Here is an 18071-nt window from a genome sequence, read left to right on the forward strand (position 1 = left end):
AGATGAAAGTTTCTTTGAATTGGCTCAGACGTCACGTTGATCTTCCGGAATCTGCGGAAGAAGTTGCAAAGGCGCTCACCTCCATCGGCCTCGAAGTCGAAGGCATGGAAGAACCGGGCAAGGTCTACGAAAAACTCGTGGTGGCGAAGGTGCTCACCTGCGAAGCCCACCCGGACAGCGACCACCTGCACATCACCACCGTGAACGATGGCAAGGAAACGCTCCAGGTCGTGTGCGGCGCCCCGAACGTAGCCGCGGGCCAGACCGTGGTTCTCGCCCCGATTGGCGCGGAACTCCCGCTCCCCGACGGCGGCACGCTCAAGATGAAGAAGTCCAAGATCCGCGGTGTGGAAAGTTTCGGCATGATTTGCGCCGAAGACGAAATCGGCCTCAGCGACGACCACGCGGGCATCATGGTCCTGGACGACAGCATTCCGGCCGGCACTCCGTTCGTGAGCCTCGGCATGTACGACGTGTGCTATGAACTGAACGTGACCCCGAACCGCCCGGATGCCCTCAGCCACCGCGGTGTCGCCCGCGAACTCGCCGCAAAGTTCAACCGCCCGCTCAAGCCGCTCGCCTACACCTTGAACGAGGACGCCGAACCGGCAAGTTCCGCCATCAGCCTCGAAGTGGTTCCCGGCTGCGGTTGCTCCCGCTACGTGGGCCGCGTCATCAAGGACGTGAAGGTCGAAAAGTCCCCCGCCTGGCTCGCGAAGCTCCTCCACGCCGTAGGCATGAACAGCATCAACAACGTCGTCGACATCACGAACTTCATCTTGATGGACGTGGGCCAGCCGCTCCACAGCTTCGACATGGACCAGCTCCACGGCAACAAGATCAAGGTGCGCCGCGCAGTGAAGGGCGAAAAGATCGAAACGATTGACCACACCGCTCACGAACTCGTCGAAAACGACCTCGTGATTTGCGACGGCGACCGTCCGGCCTGCGTTGCCGGCGTGATGGGCGGCGTCGAGTCCGAAATCGTCGATGCCACCAAGAACGTGTTCCTCGAGAGCGCCTGGTTCAACCCGACGGTGGTCCGCAAGCAGGCGAAGCGCCTCTGCATTTCCACGGACTCCAGCTACCGCTTTGAACGCGAAATCGACTTCGCGACCCAGGACGAATACAGCAAGTACGCCTGCGCCCTCATCCAGGAAGTCGCGGGTGGCCGCATCCTCAAGGGCACTGTCGAATACACCGGCGACGACCACAAGAAAGAAAACAACGTGGTCACGCTCCGCATCGCACAGGCCGAACGCGTTATCGGCATGAAGCTTGAAATGGCCCAGGTGGAAAAGTTCCTCACGGGCATCGCCCTCGAAGTCGTCTCCAAGACGGCAGATTCCATCACGTTCAAGATTCCGAGCTTCCGCCCCGACCTCGAACGCGAAGTGGACCTCATCGAAGAAGTCGCCCGCCTCGTCGGGTTCGACAACATCCCGTACACGCTGCCCTCCTTCAAGATGCAGCCGAACGAGCTCCCGCCGATTGAAGTTCTGAACCGCAAGATTCGCAAGACGCTTTCTGCCATGGGTCTGCATGAATGCCTGAGCCTGCGCTTCACGAGCAAGGCCCGCACCGAGGCCCTCTTTGGCCCCGAAAGCGACGACCGCCGCTCCAAGCCCGCACTGCTCCTGAACCCGCTTTCCGAAGAGCTGGGCGCCGTGCCCACGAGCCTCCTCCCCAACCTCCTCAAGAGCGTTGCCGAGAACGAGAAGAACCGTCCGGGTTCCGTGCGCCTGTTCGAAGTGGCCAAGGGCCAGTTCAAGCGCGACCGCAAGGACGTGCGCGACCCGGGCTTCGACGAATCGAACCTCGTCGCCCTCACGATTGCAGGGAACTTCGACGTGAACCCGCTCAACGACAAGCCCGCCCAAATTGACTTTGCCGCGTTCAAGGGATTCGTGCAGAGTTTCCTCAAGCGCGTCGGCCTCGTCGTGGAATTCCGCGTGCCCGCCAAGCCTGAAATCTTCCTGCACCCGGGCAAGCAGACCGAAATCCTCGCCGACGGCGTGGTGCTCGGCACCATGGGCGAACTCCACCCCTCCGTGATGGCCGCGAACGACATCAGCTACACCACCTACGTGATGGAACTCGACATGGACAAGATGGAACACGCCACCCACAAGAAGATCGTGTTCGAAGCCTTCAGCCGCCAGGTGCCGTCTAGCCGCGACATCTCGCTGGAAGTGGCGAAGTCCATGACCCACGAAGACATTGTCGCCCGCATCAAGGGGCTCAACCCCAAAAACCTCGCGAAGATTACCCTCAAGAGCATCTACGAAGGTGACAAGATCGAAGCCGGCAAGAAGAACATGGTCTACAGCCTCACCTACCAGGCCATGGACCGCACGCTCACCGACGACGAAGTCAACAAGGCCCACAATAAGCTGCGTGACAAGCTCGTCGCAAACGGCGACATCGCGCTGCGCTAAGTCGCATTCTCTATCAAAAATTTAAACCGCCGCGGCTCAATACCTCGGCGGTTTCTTTTTTCAAAATTTACAGCGTTCTTGCGCCGCAAGCAAACCGGTTCTTATTCCAGCGCTTCGCGAATCTGCTGGATAAAGTCCATCTCTTCGGGAGAGACGTTGCTTTCGTTGTCGTCTTCGCGCGAGGCGTTGGCGACCTTCAACATGGATTCGAGGACCTTGCTCTTGAATTCGGGAGTTTCGCCCTTGAGCGCTTCGACGCAGGCACCGGCACGTTCCTTGGCTGACGAATAGCGGGCATAGGTATCGTTGAAATCGTCCCAGGAAACATCCGGAGTCAATTCATCATGAATCTGGTCGAGCGTATCGCTTTCAGCTTCGGTCGCCGAAGCGGAACCGGGAAGCAATTTTTCGGTCTCGTTTTCGTGATACAGGCATGCCACCTGCCAAGAAAGAATCAAGAGCGCCAAATTCGGATTCATCGTGTACCTCGTGGTTTTATTTACAAATAATAAAAAAAAATGTGAAATGTGGAATGTGGGATGTAAGGTTACCCATTTTTCATCAGCCATTCGTCATTTCTCATTAGTCATTACACATTTCACACCACACACTTCACATTTCTGACTTTTTACTACATTTAAAGTCATGGCATACGTAGCAATGGCCCGCAAGTGGCGTCCGAAGTCCTTCTCCGACATGGTCGGACAGGAACATATCGCGAAGACCCTTCAGAACGCAATCGAAGGGGACAGACTCCACCGTGCATTCCTGTTTACCGGCACCCGCGGTGTAGGCAAGACCACCAGTGCCCGAATCCTCGCCCGCACGCTCAACTGCAAGGGCGGCGACCCGCTCCACCCGTGTGGAGAATGCGACAGCTGTAAGGACATCGACGGCGGAAACCCGATGGACGTCCTCGAAATCGACGCCGCCTCCAATACCGGCGTCGACAACATCCGCGACGTACTCGAACGCGTACAGTACCCGCCCGTTATCGGCAAGTACAAGGTATTCATCATCGACGAAGTCCACATGCTCTCGACCGGAGCCTTCAACGCGCTCCTCAAGACGCTCGAAGAACCGCCCGAACATGTGATTTTCATCTTTGCGACGACCGAAGTGAACAAGGTCCCGCAGACTATCCTGAGCCGCGTGCAGCGCTTTGATTTCAAGCGCCTGACCATGGACCAGATTCGCGGCAGGCTCCGTTTTATTTGCGAGCAGGAAGGCATCAACGCGACCGACGAAGCCCTCGACATTTTCGCCGAGAAGGCCGACGGTTCCATGCGCGACGGCCTCACCTACTTTGACCAGGCCTACGCATTTACCGGCAACGACATGACTGCCGATGCAGTCCGCAGCATCCTGGGAATCCCGCCTGTCGAGCTCTTCTTCGCCCTTGTGAACGCCATCGAGAACCACGACCTGAAGGGCGTTTTCAAGATGGTCGACGACGCCTGCACCCGCGGCATCGAGTTCACCCCGCTCCTGGACGGATTCGGCAAGTTCATCCGCAACCTGCTCTACACGCGCATCAACGCGTTCTCCGCCGACGACCTCAGCATTACCGAAGAACTTTATTCGAAATTCAAGAATACCGCGCTTTCGCTGAGCAACGGTGACATTCTCCGCATTTCGAAAATGCTTATCGACCTGCAGGCACAGCTCCGCTACAGCACCAATCCGAGACTGATGGTCGAAACGACGTTCGCCCGCATGGCATGGCTTGACCGTCTGACGGACCTCCGAAAAGCGCTTGCCGCCATCAACGACCCCAAGAGCGCCTCCGACGAGGCGTTAAAAAAAAAAGTAGCTGAAGTCGAACAGGTCCTAGACTCTTCTGCCGAAGACGAAAGCCCGTTCGCGAACATCCCCGGAGACTCCGCAGGGACTTATTCCCGCTACGAAATCGCCTCGGCATGGCCCACTCTCTGCGCCGGTTTTGCAAATGACGGCGACCTCATGTTTTCTGCGGCCTTGGCCGGTTCTACCCTTGAAACAGGCGATACCCACGAAAATCCGTTCCCTATCGCCCTCACCTATGTCGGCGAAACGGAAAACAACGCGTCATGGAACTACCAGCAGTTCATGGAACACCCTGAATTTCTGGAACGCCTGCAGACCATCCTCGAAGACAAGCTGCAGACCAAAATCTCGCTCAAGGTAAAGACCAGGGCCTTTACCGAGGCCGAAAAGCAAATCGAGGCCGTCCGGAGAATGACTCCTTACGAACAGGATTTGCAAAAAGAACCCGCGCTCGCCAAGTTACAGCAAATTTTCGCCGCAGAATTGGTATATTCTGTGCAGATGAAGAAAAACGTCGCCCCGGTAGGCGACATCATTGATCCCAATAACGACAATTAAAGGAATACCCACTATGGACATGAGCAAAATGCTTAAGGACCTCCAGAAGATGCAGAGCAAGATGATGAAGGCCCAAAACGACCTGAAAACCCAGAGTTTCGAGGCCGAAGCCGGCGGCGGGATGGTCAAGGTCGCCATGAACGGCCGCGGCGTGCTCACCATGATCAAGATCAACCCCGACGCGGTAGACAAGGACGACGTGGAAGCCCTCGAGGACCTCGTGATGGCAGCCGTCAACTCGGCTGTCAAGAAAAAGGACGACGCCGCCCAATCCAGCCTGAGCGACATTACCGGCGGCATGAAAATCCCCGGCCTGATGTAAAACGCCTGCGCAACAGAATACTGCACAAAAAAACATATGTCACCCCGGTTCATACCGGGGTATTTTTTTACATAAAAGTGATTTCGTCCGCTTAATTACGCATTTCGTCCAGTATTTGGAGCTTAGCCCTATTATATAGTTACATATTTTTTTACATTTGGGGCGCAAAAAAGTACATAGGAGATGGAATGTCTAGGCATTTAGGAACGATTTCGGCCATAGCGCTCTGCCTCGCGGCACCCCAGCTTGTCTTGGCCACGACCTACACGCGCGAAGAAGCCGTCAAGATAGCCCTCGAGAAGTCCTCGGACGTAAAGACCGCCGAAGAAGAGCTTATTTCAGCAAATTCCCAGGTAGATGCCGGTTACGGCAACGCTTTGCCGAGCATCGACCTTGACGCCACCGTCACCCGTATTTTCGGACTTGACGACGTTAAAGAGTCCTCCAGGATCTCTGACGCCGCAGCCGGCATGGCCCAGTCCAACGACGAAAACGGTTACCCGAACGCGAACGCATTCGACACACAGGTCATTGGCCCCGCACTAGACGGCATGACAAACCAGATGATGAAGCAGGCTTACCGCTGGCAGTCTTCCGTTGGCCTCACCGCCACCCAGATCCTGTACGCGCAAGGCAAGGTGGGAACCGGCATCCAGATCGCCAAAACCTACAAGCACATCAAGGAAGTGAACCTGGAAAACACCAAGGCGAACGTGCGCTACAGCGTCGAGAACGCCTTTGACCAGCTCATCTACCTGGATTCGGCCATAGTCATTCTCCAGGAATCCAAGAACATGCTCCAGGAAAACCTGAACTTCGTGGAACAGTCCATGAAGAGCGGCCTCGCCACCGAGCTCGACCTCATCCGCGTACAGCTTTCGATGGACCAGCTGAATTCCAAAATCAACAACATGGAAAAGAGCCGCATCCTCGCCCGCAATGCCCTTCTGAATACGATGGGCATGGACTGGGAAACCGACGTGCAGTTCCAGGGCGAGCTCCGTGACCCGACCTCCGGATATGCATTCCCCGACACCTCCATGGCAAACGTCAAGAAGCGCCGCAAGGAACTGGTCATGCTCGAAGCCACCGAAGAAATGCTCAACAAGAACGTTTCCATCGAACAGGGCGGATACAAGCCGACCATCGCGCTCGTGGGCGGACTCAAGTACAGCAACAACCAGAACGAATTCTACAAGTGGGATGCCCCGGACTGGGACGAAAACATCAACAAGTATATCGCGCTGAACCTCAAGATGAACCTTTTCAACGGCATGAAGACGAAGGAAGCCGTGGTCCAGGCCAAGTCTAACCTCCGCAGCACCCAAATCCAGAAGGAAACCGCCGAACGCGGATTCCGTGTACAGATTGAGTCCTGCGTGAATACGCTGAGCGACGCCGACGCGCAGATCGAAATCGCGAAGCGCCAGATTGACCTTGCCCAGAAGAACTACGATTTGACAAATGCGGCCTACAAGATTGGAAGAGAAACGCAATTGAATCTCCTTACCGCAGAAAACAGCCTCCGCACGGCAAAACTCGACTACATGTCGGCAATCGTCGAATGGAACAAGGCATACAACGCGCTTCTCCAGGCCACCGGTGAATATTAAAAAGAAGAGGAAAGAATGAACAAGACTGTCAAGACCCTCCTGACCCTCGCAGCGGCATCCATGCTTTTGGTTGCCTGCAACCCGAAAGAAGAAAAGGCCCAAACGAAGGCCACGACCATCGAAGAAATCCAGAAGGAAAAAGGTAAGCCCGCCCGCGTGGTAAAGGCTACCACCGCAAAGATTACGGACTTGCGCAAGTTCAGCGGCTCCATCGAGGGCATGCAACAGAACAAGGTCATTTGCAAGATGGGTGACCCGCTCGCCAAGATTAACATCCAGGTCGGCTCCTCTGTAAAGAAAGACCAGGTCGTCGCCGAATACCTCTTCACAGGCGACAACACCCAGTACCAGCAGGCCCAGGAACAGGTCGCCGTATTGGAGAAGGCGACCGAGCGCATGCGCGAAGTCTACCAGAAGGGCGGCATTAGCCAGCAGGACATGGACACCCAGGAAATGCAGCTCAAGGTTGCCAAGATGAACCTCGAGACGGCTCGCCGTGCATCGCTCATCCTCGCCCCCGAAGCGGGCGTGGTGACCGAGCTCAAGTTCCAGGTCGGACAGACTCCGGGCCCGGGCGGCGTCCTCGCTACCATCGCGAAGCTCGACAAGGTCATCCTCAAGCTGAACGTCACGAGCCAGGATATCGGATACTTCAAGAAGGGCGCCCAGGCGACCGTCACTGTTGCCGGAGAACAGGTCAAGGGCAAGGTCAGCCTCATCCCGCTCGCCGCCGACCCGATGACGCGCTTCTTCCCGGTCGAAGTCACGTTTGACAACAAGAAAAAGAAGCTATTGCCGGGCATGTACGTAACCGCCGAACTCGACGCCCGCGAAGTGAACGGCATCGTGATTCCGAACGAAGCCATTGTATACCGCAACGGCGTGAACGCCGTGTGGACCGTCGATAACGAAGGCAAGGCCCGCCGCAAGATCGTGAAGCTCGGCGTGCAGACCAAGCACGACATCCAGATTGCCGAAGGCCTGGAAGAAAACGAAACCGTCATCGTGGAAGGCCAGTCCCGCATGAACGACGGCGACAAGGTGCTGGTTGTCGAATAAGGGAGTTTTGCTGAATGATTAAGGCCAGTATCTACAAACCGATTACCATGCTCATGGTCATATTGACCGTGGTGGTTTTCGGTCTATACACCTACTCCATGATGGTGGTCGACCTGATGCCGAAATTCGACGTCCCCGTGGTCACCGCAACCATCATCTACCAGGGGGCAAACCCCGAAGAAATCGAATCCACCATCATCAAGCCCATCGAAGACCAGGTGGAACTTGTTGACGGTATCGACTACGTGCAGTCCATATGCCTCGAGAACTACGGCATTTTGGTCGCCATGTTCAACATGGGCGTGAACGTGGACGTGGCGGCAAACGACGTGCGTTCCAAGATTGACCTTGCGTCGGTGAACTTCCCCGATGCCGTGCAGGCACCGATTATCGCGAAAGTGGACATCAACGGTGCGGCCATCATGTCCATCTCGTTTACCGGACCGCTCAACTCCACGGAGCTCCGCCAGAAGGTGGAAGACGACATCGAACCGCTCTTTACGGCTGTTTCCGGTGTGGCAAGCGTTGACGTTTTCGGCGGTACCACCCGCCAGATTTCCATCGAGCTCGACAAAGACAAGATGCTCGACCGCAACGTGGACATCGCGACCATCATGGGGCTGTTCGGGCAGTCGAACATCAACTACCCGGTCGGCGAAGTCATCGGCAAGCACAAGAACACCTCCGTACGTACTTCGGGCAAGTTCCAGAGCCTCGATGAAATCCGCAACATGGACATCCCGACGGCGAGGGGCGTCATCAAGCTCTCCGAAATCGCAGTCGTCAAGGACACCATCGAGTCCATCACGTCTGCCTCCCGCTTTAACGGCGTGAACTCCGTTTCGCTCGATATCAAGAAGCGTTCCGACGCGAACGTGGTGAAGGTTTCCGAAGGCGTCATCAAACGCATGAACGAAATCCAGAAGACGCTCCCCGAAGGATTCGAACTCCACCTGGTGTACGACAAGTCCGAAGCCGTGAACGAGTCCATCCAGAACGTTATCCAGAACATCATCATCGCCATCTGCCTTACCGCGGGCCTGTTGCTCCTCTTCCTCGGCAAGTTCTCGACCATGATTATCGCGGCCCTCACGATGCCTATTTCCGTGATTGGCGCCTTTACGCTCATGTACTTTGCGGGCTTCGGCATCAACATGATGTCGCTGATGGCTCTTTCGTCTTCAGTGGGCCTGCTCGTTACGAACTCCATCGTGGTGCTTGAAAACATCAACGAAAAGCTTAAACTCGGGCTCGACCCGAAGGATGCGGCCCTCAAGGGAACCTCCGAAATCATGGTGGCCATCATGGCATCGACGCTCACCAACGTGTGCGTGTTCGTGCCTATCGCCTTCATGAAGTCCATCGCCGGTATCTTCTTCCGTACCTTCGGCCTTACCATGGTGTTCGCCACGTTCGTGTCGCTCCTCGTGACCTTCACGCTTACCCCGCTCATGGCGGCCTACCTGTTCAAGGGCGTGAAGAAGGACGAGAACGGGAACATCATCGAAGGGCACCGTTCTATCGGCGAAAAGATTTTCGGAATATTCCCGGCCATCCTGAACGGAGTGCGTTTCGTTTACCTCAAGACGCTTTCGTTCTGCCTCTCCATTCCCGGCGTGATTTTCCAGGTTGCAGCACTTGTCGGCACGATCATGTTCGTCGGATTCCTCGCGAAGAACTTCCTGACCGTGGAAATCATGCCGAAGCAGGACCAGGGCATGATCAGCGTCAAGCTAGAAATGCCCGTGGGTACCAACATCGAGACGACCGACAGCGTTGCGCGAATCATCGAAAGCCGCATCAAGGGCGTGCCCGAGATTGTGCACTACAGCATGAACGTGGGCGGTTCGAACGGCTTTACCACGGTGAACCAGGCCACGATGCGCGTGAAGCTTTTGAAGGACTGGGAAGGACGTACCCGCAGTACCGACCAGATTGTCGACTCCCTGCGTCCCTACCTCGCCGACATCCCGGACGCCTACATTTCCATCAAGTCCGCTTCGGCTTCCGAAATGAACAACAACTCCGCCGGCGACGTGGTGCTCGAAGTGAACGGCCTGCACGCGGACTCCGTCATCAAGGCCTCGCAGCTCGTGATGGACCGCATCAAAGACAACATCGATGGTATCGTGGACCTCAAGACGAGCTACGAAGCGGGTAAGCCCGAAATCCGCCTTGTCCCGAACCGCCAGGCCCTCGCCGACTACGGCGTGACGCTCCAGACGGTCGCCACGTACAACTACATCGCGGTGAGCGGCTACGAAGCCGGCCAGTACACCGAAGACGGCGAAGAATACGACGTGTACGTGCGCATGATGGAAAAAGACCGTCAGAGCCATACCGACATCGAGAACCTGCCTATTTTGACCCCGAAGGGTTACCTGAACGCAAGCGAACTGTTCTACATCGAAGACGGAGCCGGCCCGACCCGAATCGACCGCAAGCGCAAGCGCACCCGTGTCGACGTATCCATGAACTTGCTCCCCGGCCACACGACCGGTGAAGTCATGGGCAAGGTCGGAGCTCTCGCCGAAAGCATGAAGGGCGAACTCCCCGAAGGCATCTCTTTCAGTTTCGGTGCCCAGGCCGACATGCAGAACGACATGGTGGCGGAATTCAAGACGGCCATCCTCATGGCCATCATCCTCACCTACATCCTGCTGATCGCCCTCCTCGAAAGCTTCGCACAGCCGTTCATCATCATGACGACCATCCCGATGGGTGCCATCGGCGTGCTGCTCTCGCTCGTGTTTACGGGCAAGGCGCTCTCGATGATCGCCCTCATGGCCATAGTGATGCTTATCGGTGTGGTGGTGAACAACGCCATTCTTTTGCTCGACGAAGCGAACAGGCTGTTGCGCAGCGGTAGCATGGGACGCAGGTCGGCCATCATGACTGCAGCCAAGACAAAGTTCCAGCCCATCGTGCTTGCGACCGTCGCCTCCGTGGTGGCCCAGCTCCCGCTGGCATTCGCACTCGGCGGTAACGTGGCCGCCATGACCCAGCCGATGGGTATCGCCTCCGTGGGCGGCCTCATCGTGTCGGCCATCCTTACGATGTACCTGGTGCCCACGTTCTTCTGGCTCCCGAACGCCCTCTTCCACAAGGCAGGCAAGGGAATCAAGAAGATCAAGAAGAAAATGAGCAAGAATTAACGTAGAGAGAGAAAGGACCCTGCCCCCTCGGGCAGGGTTTTTCGTATATTTGGAGCATGGCAACCTTTATTATGAAGGAAAAGGCACACGAAGCCGGTGTGCTGAGCGTTGCCATTTCCGACATCCATGATGAACTCACGCTGGAACGGATTCGATTCGAATCCGGTTGCCGCGTTGTACCCGAATTCCATTCCGAAGCGGAAATCAAGCAGATGCAGCGTCTACATGCGCAAAAGGATTCCGACAGCATCCTGCATGAACTCGACAGGCAGACGGCCAAGGCGAATTCCTGGGAATCCGAGCCCATCATCAACCTGGTCGATTCCCTAATAGACGACGCCATCCGGGAAAGGGCGACCGACATCCATTTCGAGCCATCCGAAAGCACCTTCCGTATCCGATTCCGCGTAGACGGCATGCTTTGCGACTACAAGGCCTTGCCCGCCTGGATTGCGGAGCCCATACTCGTTCGCCTCAAGCTGCTCGCGAGCGTGGACATCACGGAGCGGAGGCTTCCGCACGACGGGAGCTTTTCTTTCGAGGGCGCCTACGGGAACGCGAATATCCGCCTAAGCACATTGCCCGTACAGAGCGGGAACCAGGTCGTAGAGAAATGCGTATTGCGCCTGCTGCAGACGCGGGACGACGGAGCCACCCTGGAAAGCCTGGGCTTTTCGCAAGCCATGCTGGACGCGCTCCGCCATGCCTTCGAGGCACCACAGGGGCTGCTACTGGTCACGGGCCCTACCGGAAGCGGCAAGACGACAACGCTCTACGCAGGCCTTAGGGAAATCATTGCCCGCCACATCAACGTGACGACCATCGAAGATCCAGTAGAATACAAGCTGGACGGAGCCAACCAGGTGCAGGTGAACGAGAAGTGCGGATTTACCTTTGCCGCGGCACTCCGCTCTATCTTGCGCCAGGACCCGGACGTGATTCTCGTCGGAGAAATCCGCGACCGGGAAACCGCCCAGATAGCACTGCGGGCTGCCCAGACGGGGCATCTGGTCCTCGCGACTTTGCATGCCAACAGCGCAAATGCCGCCATGACACGCCTCGCCGACCTGGGCGTCCCCGAATCACTGCTCCGGGAATCCCTGCTGGGCGTTGTCGCGCAGAGGCTCGTGCGCAAATGCACAGCCAGCCACGAATACCGCGGGCGCACCGCGATTATCGAATTCCTGAAACCCGACGGAACCTATGTAGACGGAACGATGCGCGACGACGCTGTACGCCTCGTGCGGCAGGGCGTTACGGACACCGCCGAAGTAGCGCGTGTCCTCGGTAGCTGATTACTTCTTGATGCGGGTGCTGTCGGGAGCCATCAACTGGCGGAGCGAATCTACGAGCACGCTGTCCTTCTTGGGGAACATGTTCTGGTAGATAACCGCACGGCGTTTGGCCATGAACTGGCTTTCGCGCATATTCGGATGGTGCTTGCCGGGGCTTGCGAGCATGGCGGCGAGATTGATGGCCTGGTCGATGCTCAGCTTGTTGCAGTTTTTCTTGTAGTAGGTGCGGCAGGCTTCCTGACAACCGAAGATGTCCTTGCCCCACTGGGCATAGTTGAGGTAGAGTTCCAGGATGCGGTCCTTGCCGAGTTCGTGTTCCATCAGCAGGGCATAGGCGAGTTCCTTGAACTTGCGTTCCCACGAGCGTTCGCCACTGAGGAACATGTTCTTGGCGAGTTGCTGCGTAATCGTGGAACCGCCAAACTTCGTCTTGCCCGAGATGCGGTTCGCGTTAAGGGCTTCCGCAATGGCGTATACGTCGAACCCCGGATGGAAGTAGAAACCGGCGTCCTCGCTAGCGATTACGGCCTTCTGCAGGTAGGGGCTGATGGAATCCAGCGGCACGAACGTGTGCTTGATTTCGACGCTCGGGTTGGAATCCCTGAGAGCCTCCATGTACTTGCTCATTTCGGGTTGCGTATCTTTCAGGGATTCCACGCTGTCGTACAGATCGTAGACGTACACGAATCCCTTGTAAAGGACAATCGACGCGGCAATGGTAAAGGCGGCAGAATAGAGGATAAGCGCAAGGATGGCCACCCTCAACACAAAATTGATGCACTTGTACAGGCAAAGGAGCACCTTCACGACAATGTTATTCCTGAAGGCGGTCCAGATATCTTTTATTTTCTGCCAAGTCATAGTACGGATAAGATAGATAATTATTTCTTTCCACCAAACCAGTCGTTTATATCCTGGCCCTCTTTCATCACACCCTTGATATTTTCGAGACCTTCGCCCAAGACAACCGAACGAATTCCGGCTTTTTCAAGCACACCACGGATATATTCCGTCCCGGCACGACCGGCATCGTCCTTATCCAGGCAGAGGACTACGCTCTTGTTCTTGAAAAGTGGCAACCATTCCGTCTTGAAATTGCGGACACCGGGTATGCCGACAGCCTCTATTTTCTGGTTCAAGAACGTCAACGTGTCGACAGCACCTTCGCACAGGTAGACCCAGCCCGGTTTCTGGTCCAGCGCAGACATGTTGTACGGGAAGGGGACTGTACCGCGCAGGTTGAGTTCCTTGGGCAACACGGTACTGTCAATAGCCCTCGCCTGGAAATAGAAGGCACGGCGTTCGCGGTCCAGGTAAGGGAATATCAGCGGGTGCTTGTAATAGCGCAGATGGCCCTTGTCGTTGAAAAGCCCCACATACTTGAGGACTTCTTCGCCAAAGTCCGCCTTGAGGCTGTTGTTCACCGACTCGTAGTCGGTAATGGTGCGGAGAAGCATCTTGTCCCAGCTGGGCTTGTATATGCGTCGCCCGATAAGCCACTTGGCCGCGGGGGTATTGTCTATGGGGCTCAGGCGCTTGAGGAACGAGAGGATGATTTTTTTCCGGTCGTCTTCGGAGACGAGTTCCCGTTCCGCGGGTTCATCTGCCCGGATTTCCCGCGTTCTTACGGATCCGGCTTCCGAAGAATCGACCGCACGGTTGACTTCCTTGCGCAGCCCGTTCGACGCCAGGAACGGATACTGTTCCATGAGCCAGTTCAGCGCCTCGGTAAAAGAGCAGTTTTTCAGCATCTGCACCAGCGAAATGACATCGCCGCGGACATCGTCGCAGACCCAGCAACGGAAATAGCCGCGTTCCTCGGAAATGGATACCGAAGGAGTGCGGTCGCCGTGGACATGGCGCTGCGGATAGAAACAGCGACAACGGCCATGGGAGACTTCTACCCCCAGGGCCTGAGCGACCGACGTGATGGAAATGGCCGCCTTGAACTGTTTCAGTTCCTCGTTCGTCATATGCAGGAATTATAGTAAATCGGAATGTAAAGTTACGAGTTACGAGTTACGAGTTCTGAGTTGCTAGATAAATAAGAGGCAAATCTCCTTACATCCTACTATCAACTAGTAACTAGTAAATTAGAACTAATAATTATATTTTTCGCATGATTCTCTTTGAAAACGAGCCGATGAACAAGCACACGTCCTTTAAGGTCGGTGGTCCGGCGCGTTTTCTCGCCAAGGTCGAATCGGCAGACGACCTCAAGGCGACGCTTGCCCTTGCAAGCGAGAAGCAGCTCCCCCACTTTATTGTCGGGAACGGCACGAACCTGCTCGTCTCGGACAGCGGCTATGACGGCGTCGTCATAACGCTTGCCGGGGAATTTTCCGAAATCCAGGAACTCGGAAACGGGACCTACAAGGTCGGTGCCGCTGTTCCGCTCGGACGTTTCGCCCGCACCGCACTCAAGCAGGGTTTCGCCGGCATCCACAAGCTTGCGGGAATCCCCGGTACTCTCGGGGGCGCCCTCTACATGAACGCGGGAGCCTACGGTCAAGAAATCGGCAACTGCTGCACGGCAGTGACCGTCCTCGACAGCGAAGAAAACATCCGCGAACTTGCGACAAGCGAATGCGGTTTCGGATACAGGCAAAGCGCTTTCCAAAAAAACGGAGATATCATCTTGTCGGCCACATTCCAGCTGCCGGAAGCGAGCGCACAGGGCAAAACCATTGCCGATTTGGAAACGGAACTCGCCGAATGCATGGCGAAACGCAAGGCGACACAGCCCCTGAGCATGCCGAACGCGGGCTCCACCTTCAAGCGCCTGGATGCAGGCTCCGCAGACATGCCGGAGCAAGTCGCTCCAGGCTACTATATCGAACAGGCAGGGCTCAAGGGACAGCGCATCGGCGGCGCCGAAGTCAGCACGCTGCACGCGAACTTCATCGTGAACGCGGGCGACGCTACGGCAAAGGACATCAAGGAACTAAGCGAATTCGTGCAGGCAAGAGTCGCCGAAAAATTCGGTATCCAACTCAAACGCGAAATTATTCTGCTAGGGAATTTTGAGTAAGGAGTTGTCAGAGTAACTAGGAACTCATCACTCACCTCACATCCCTAACCACTAATCACTGTCAACTTCCTACTGCCTACCGTCTACTTTCTCTTCCGGTACCGGATCGTAGCGGTTCAGAATCCGCGTAATCACGGCATACACGACACCGCCTATGAGGCCTCCACTCAAGTCGGCCACCAGGTCGAGCACGCTGCTGTCTCGGCCTTCCACGAAACTCTGGTGGAATTCGTCGGTACAGCCATAAATAAGCGCAAGGATGCCCACCACCAGCACACGCAGCCACTGGCGCTTGGACCATTCCGTACGCGTCCAGAGCATGGCGTAACAGCCGGCCAATGTCGCGTATTCGCAGAAATGGGCAAGCTTGTCCCACACATGCGGAAAGTCCTGCAACTGCTCGTTCGTCAGCGAAGAAAGCTTGAAGATAATCGCCATGCAGAGCACGCAGGGCACGGCACGGAAAAACGGATACTTGTCGAAAATACTTTCAAACATATTAGGTATGAGGTATGGGCCTAAAGATAGAAAAAGAGGACATCTTCAAAAGTCTACATTATTTCTAAATTTAAATTCATGAAAGCGATTACCCTGAAGGCCGGACGCGAGAAGTCCGCATTGCGTTATCACCCGTGGATCTTTAGCGGAGCCGTCGACGAAGTTGTCGGCGACCCGGCGCTCGGCGACACCGTCGAGGTTTACAGTTACCACAGCGATTTTCTGGGTCTTGCGGCGTACTCGCCCAAGTCCCAGATACGCGGGCGCTTCTGGACGTTCGGCGAAAAGGCGAACATCGACAGGGCATTCTTCAGCGACATCCTGGACCGCGCCATTGCCGCCCGCAAGAGCCGCGGTTTCGACATCGAAGACAAGGAATCCGCTTTCCGCCTGATTAACGCCGAGAACGACGGCATTCCGGGCTGCATTATCGACAAGTACGCCGACATTTACTCAGTAGAAATTTTGGCCGCCGGTGCGGAAGTCCACCGCGAAACGATTTACGAACTGCTCGCCGAAAAGACGCACTGCCGCGGCATCTACGAACGCTGCGATTCCGAGGTGCGCAAAAAGGAAGGCCTCCCGCTCCGCACGGGAGTCGTGTACGGCGAAGTGAGCGACGAGCCCGTCATCATCGACGAGAACGGCATCCTCTTCCCCATCGACGTAAAGAACGGCCACAAGACGGGCTACTACCTGGACCAGCGCGACGCCCGCCGCCGCATCGGCGAAATTGCGAAAGGCAAGAAGGTTTTGAACTGCTTCTGCTATACCGGCGGATTCGGACTCTACGCCCTCCGTGGCGGCTGCGAAAAAGTGTATCAGGTAGATGTTTCCAAGGACGCCCTCAAGCTCGCGAAGGAAGGCATCATGCGCAACAAGCTCAGCACCGCACATGCCACGCACGTAGAAGCGGATGTTTTCCAGTACCTGCGCAAGTGCCGCGACAAGGCGGAAACCTTCGATCTCATCGTGCTGGACCCGCCCAAGTTCGTGGAAAGCAAGGACAACCTGCAGAAAGGCGCCCGCGGGTACAAGGACATCAACCTGCTCGCGATGAAGCTGCTGGCCGAGGGCGGCATGCTCGCGACCTTCAGCTGTTCCGGACTCATGGAGATGGACTTGTTCCAGAAGATTATCGCGGATGCCGCCGCCGATGCACATCGGCGCGTTCAAATCATTGAACGCTTCGGCCAACCCGCCGACCATCCCGTAAATACGGCATTCCCCGAAGGGCAGTACCTGAAGGGACTGCTAGTTCAGGTGGTGTAAAGACTTAACGTTTGCGACGCGGGAGTTCGCCCCTGTGGTTTTCAAGCCACACGGCATCTTCCAGAGCGCGCTGCGCCTCTGTCGCCCAGTCGGAGTCGGGATATTGCTGCACCACTTCGCGGTAGCGGGAAGCGGCACTGTGGAAATCGCGAAGTTCGCGGTAGATATTACCCATCTGGAGCAGTGCGAAATAGCGGTCTTCGGGAGAAAGTTCCGTTTCCAGCATTACCTTGTAAACCTGCAGGGCTTCTTCGAAACTGCCCGACTTGAAAAGGTCGTTGGCTCGGGCGATGGAATAAGCCTTGGCCGGTGCGGGAGCGATTTTCTGGGCCGTAGCCGCAGGAGCCGTTTCCGGTGCTGCCGCCACTTCCTGACCGGCAGGGGCCGTAGAATCAGCAGGAGCATTTTTCATTTCAGCCAAGCGGGCTTCTACGGCCTTGCGGAACTCACCGTTTGGGCCGGCCTTCTTGATATAGGCGGCCAGGGACTTCTTTTCCAAATCCGTCTTGTTCTGGGCCTTGTAAATAAGGGACATGTAGTAGTGGACATCGGCTGCGCCGTCCTTGTACTCCTTACCCTTGTTCAGGTTGAATTCGGCCTTGTCGTATTCCCCCATCTTTAGGCGGGTAACACCGGCGTAATAGTAGGCACCCACGTGCCCCGGAGTTTTCTTCAGGACTTCGCGCCACATCTTGGCGGCATCTTCGTACTTACCCTGAGCAAGGAACATCTTGCCCTTTTCGAAGGGATCGTCGGGATTTGCGGCAGGAGTCTCGGCAGCAGGAGCCGATGCGGCGGGCTGTGCAGACGCATGCTGTGCGGCTTCGGGAACGGCAGTTTGCGTTGCCGGAGCGGCTTGTACAGGAGCCTGCTGGGCAGGCTCTGCGGCAGCGGTCTGTGCAGGAGCTGGTTGAGGTGCGGGGGCTGCCTGTGCGGGCTGTTCAGCAGCAGGAGTGGCCTGGGAAGCAGCCTCCTGTACCGGTGCAGGGGCTTGTTCAGATGTCTGCTCCGTTGCGGCAGGAGC

Annotated in this window: 14 protein-coding genes; 9 read left to right on the forward strand and 5 right to left on the reverse strand. The window is 56.4% G+C overall.

Annotated features, from left to right (window positions below; all coding sequences use genetic code 11):
- Positions 1-2: 2 nt before the first annotated feature.
- On the forward strand, positions 3-2438 hold the full coding sequence (gene pheT / locus B3M32_RS04300) for a phenylalanine--tRNA ligase subunit beta (protein ID WP_290743806.1): 2436 nt from the start codon (positions 3-5) through the stop codon (positions 2436-2438).
- 101 nt (positions 2439-2539) lie between these two features.
- On the opposite strand, the gene B3M32_RS04305 is transcribed toward pheT, so the two are convergent.
- Entirely contained in the window at positions 2540-2917 is a 378-nt protein-coding gene (locus tag B3M32_RS04305; protein WP_290743807.1) for a hypothetical protein, read from the reverse strand.
- A 166-nt stretch (positions 2918-3083) separates the two neighbouring features.
- On the opposite strand from B3M32_RS04305, the gene dnaX reads away from it, so the two are divergent.
- From dnaX to B3M32_RS04335, 6 genes are all read left to right on the forward strand, one after another.
- Positions 3084-4802: a DNA polymerase III subunit gamma/tau gene (gene dnaX / locus B3M32_RS04310; RefSeq protein ID WP_290743808.1), complete on the forward strand. Its 1719-nt coding sequence runs from the start codon at positions 3084-3086 to the stop codon at positions 4800-4802.
- A gap of 19 nt (positions 4803-4821) precedes the next feature.
- Entirely contained in the window at positions 4822-5124 is a 303-nt protein-coding gene (locus tag B3M32_RS04315) for a YbaB/EbfC family nucleoid-associated protein (RefSeq protein WP_290743809.1), read from the forward strand.
- Positions 5125-5312: 188 nt separating this feature from the next.
- Positions 5313-6737: a TolC family protein gene (locus tag B3M32_RS04320; protein WP_290743810.1), complete on the forward strand. Its 1425-nt coding sequence runs from the start codon at positions 5313-5315 to the stop codon at positions 6735-6737.
- A gap of 15 nt (positions 6738-6752) precedes the next feature.
- The gene (locus tag B3M32_RS04325) at positions 6753-7796 is read left to right on the forward strand and encodes an efflux RND transporter periplasmic adaptor subunit (RefSeq protein WP_173799394.1); all 1044 of its coding nucleotides are present in this window, start codon (positions 6753-6755) and stop codon (positions 7794-7796) included.
- A 14-nt stretch (positions 7797-7810) separates the two neighbouring features.
- A complete protein-coding gene (locus tag B3M32_RS04330) occupies positions 7811-10951 on the forward strand; it encodes an efflux RND transporter permease subunit (protein WP_290743812.1) in 3141 nt (1046 codons plus the stop codon).
- Between the two features lie 56 nt (positions 10952-11007).
- Complete coding sequence (locus tag B3M32_RS04335; protein ID WP_290743813.1) at positions 11008-12246, forward strand: GspE/PulE family protein; 1239 nt, start codon at positions 11008-11010, stop codon at positions 12244-12246.
- On the opposite strand, the gene mtgA is transcribed toward B3M32_RS04335, so the two are convergent.
- Complete coding sequence (gene mtgA / locus B3M32_RS04340) at positions 12247-13107, reverse strand: monofunctional biosynthetic peptidoglycan transglycosylase (RefSeq protein ID WP_290743814.1); 861 nt, start codon at positions 13105-13107, stop codon at positions 12247-12249.
- Positions 13108-13127: 20 nt separating this feature from the next.
- Entirely contained in the window at positions 13128-14219 is a 1092-nt protein-coding gene (locus tag B3M32_RS04345) for a toprim domain-containing protein (RefSeq protein ID WP_290743816.1), read from the reverse strand.
- 146 nt (positions 14220-14365) lie between these two features.
- Here B3M32_RS04345 and murB point away from each other — a divergent pair, with 146 nt between their 5' ends.
- Positions 14366-15277 carry a UDP-N-acetylmuramate dehydrogenase gene (gene murB, locus B3M32_RS04350; protein WP_290743818.1) on the forward strand — a complete coding sequence of 304 codons (912 nt, stop codon included), beginning with the start codon at positions 14366-14368 and terminating at the stop codon, positions 15275-15277.
- A 69-nt stretch (positions 15278-15346) separates the two neighbouring features.
- Here murB and B3M32_RS04355 read toward each other — a convergent pair whose 3' ends face one another.
- Positions 15347-15775: a VanZ family protein gene (locus tag B3M32_RS04355; protein WP_290743820.1), complete on the reverse strand. Its 429-nt coding sequence runs from the start codon at positions 15773-15775 to the stop codon at positions 15347-15349.
- Positions 15776-15853: 78 nt separating this feature from the next.
- Between B3M32_RS04355 and B3M32_RS04360 the strand changes: the two genes are divergently transcribed.
- A complete protein-coding gene (locus B3M32_RS04360) occupies positions 15854-17047 on the forward strand; it encodes a class I SAM-dependent rRNA methyltransferase (RefSeq protein WP_290743822.1) in 1194 nt (397 codons plus the stop codon).
- A 4-nt stretch (positions 17048-17051) separates the two neighbouring features.
- Here B3M32_RS04360 and B3M32_RS04365 read toward each other — a convergent pair.
- Positions 17052-18071, reverse strand: a 1020-nt coding sequence (locus tag B3M32_RS04365; protein ID WP_290743824.1) for a tetratricopeptide repeat protein, incomplete at its 5' end; no start/stop codon positions are given.

It is taken from the genome of Fibrobacter sp. UBA4309 (assembly GCF_002395745.1).
Taxonomy (GTDB): domain Bacteria; phylum Fibrobacterota; class Fibrobacteria; order Fibrobacterales; family Fibrobacteraceae; genus Fibrobacter.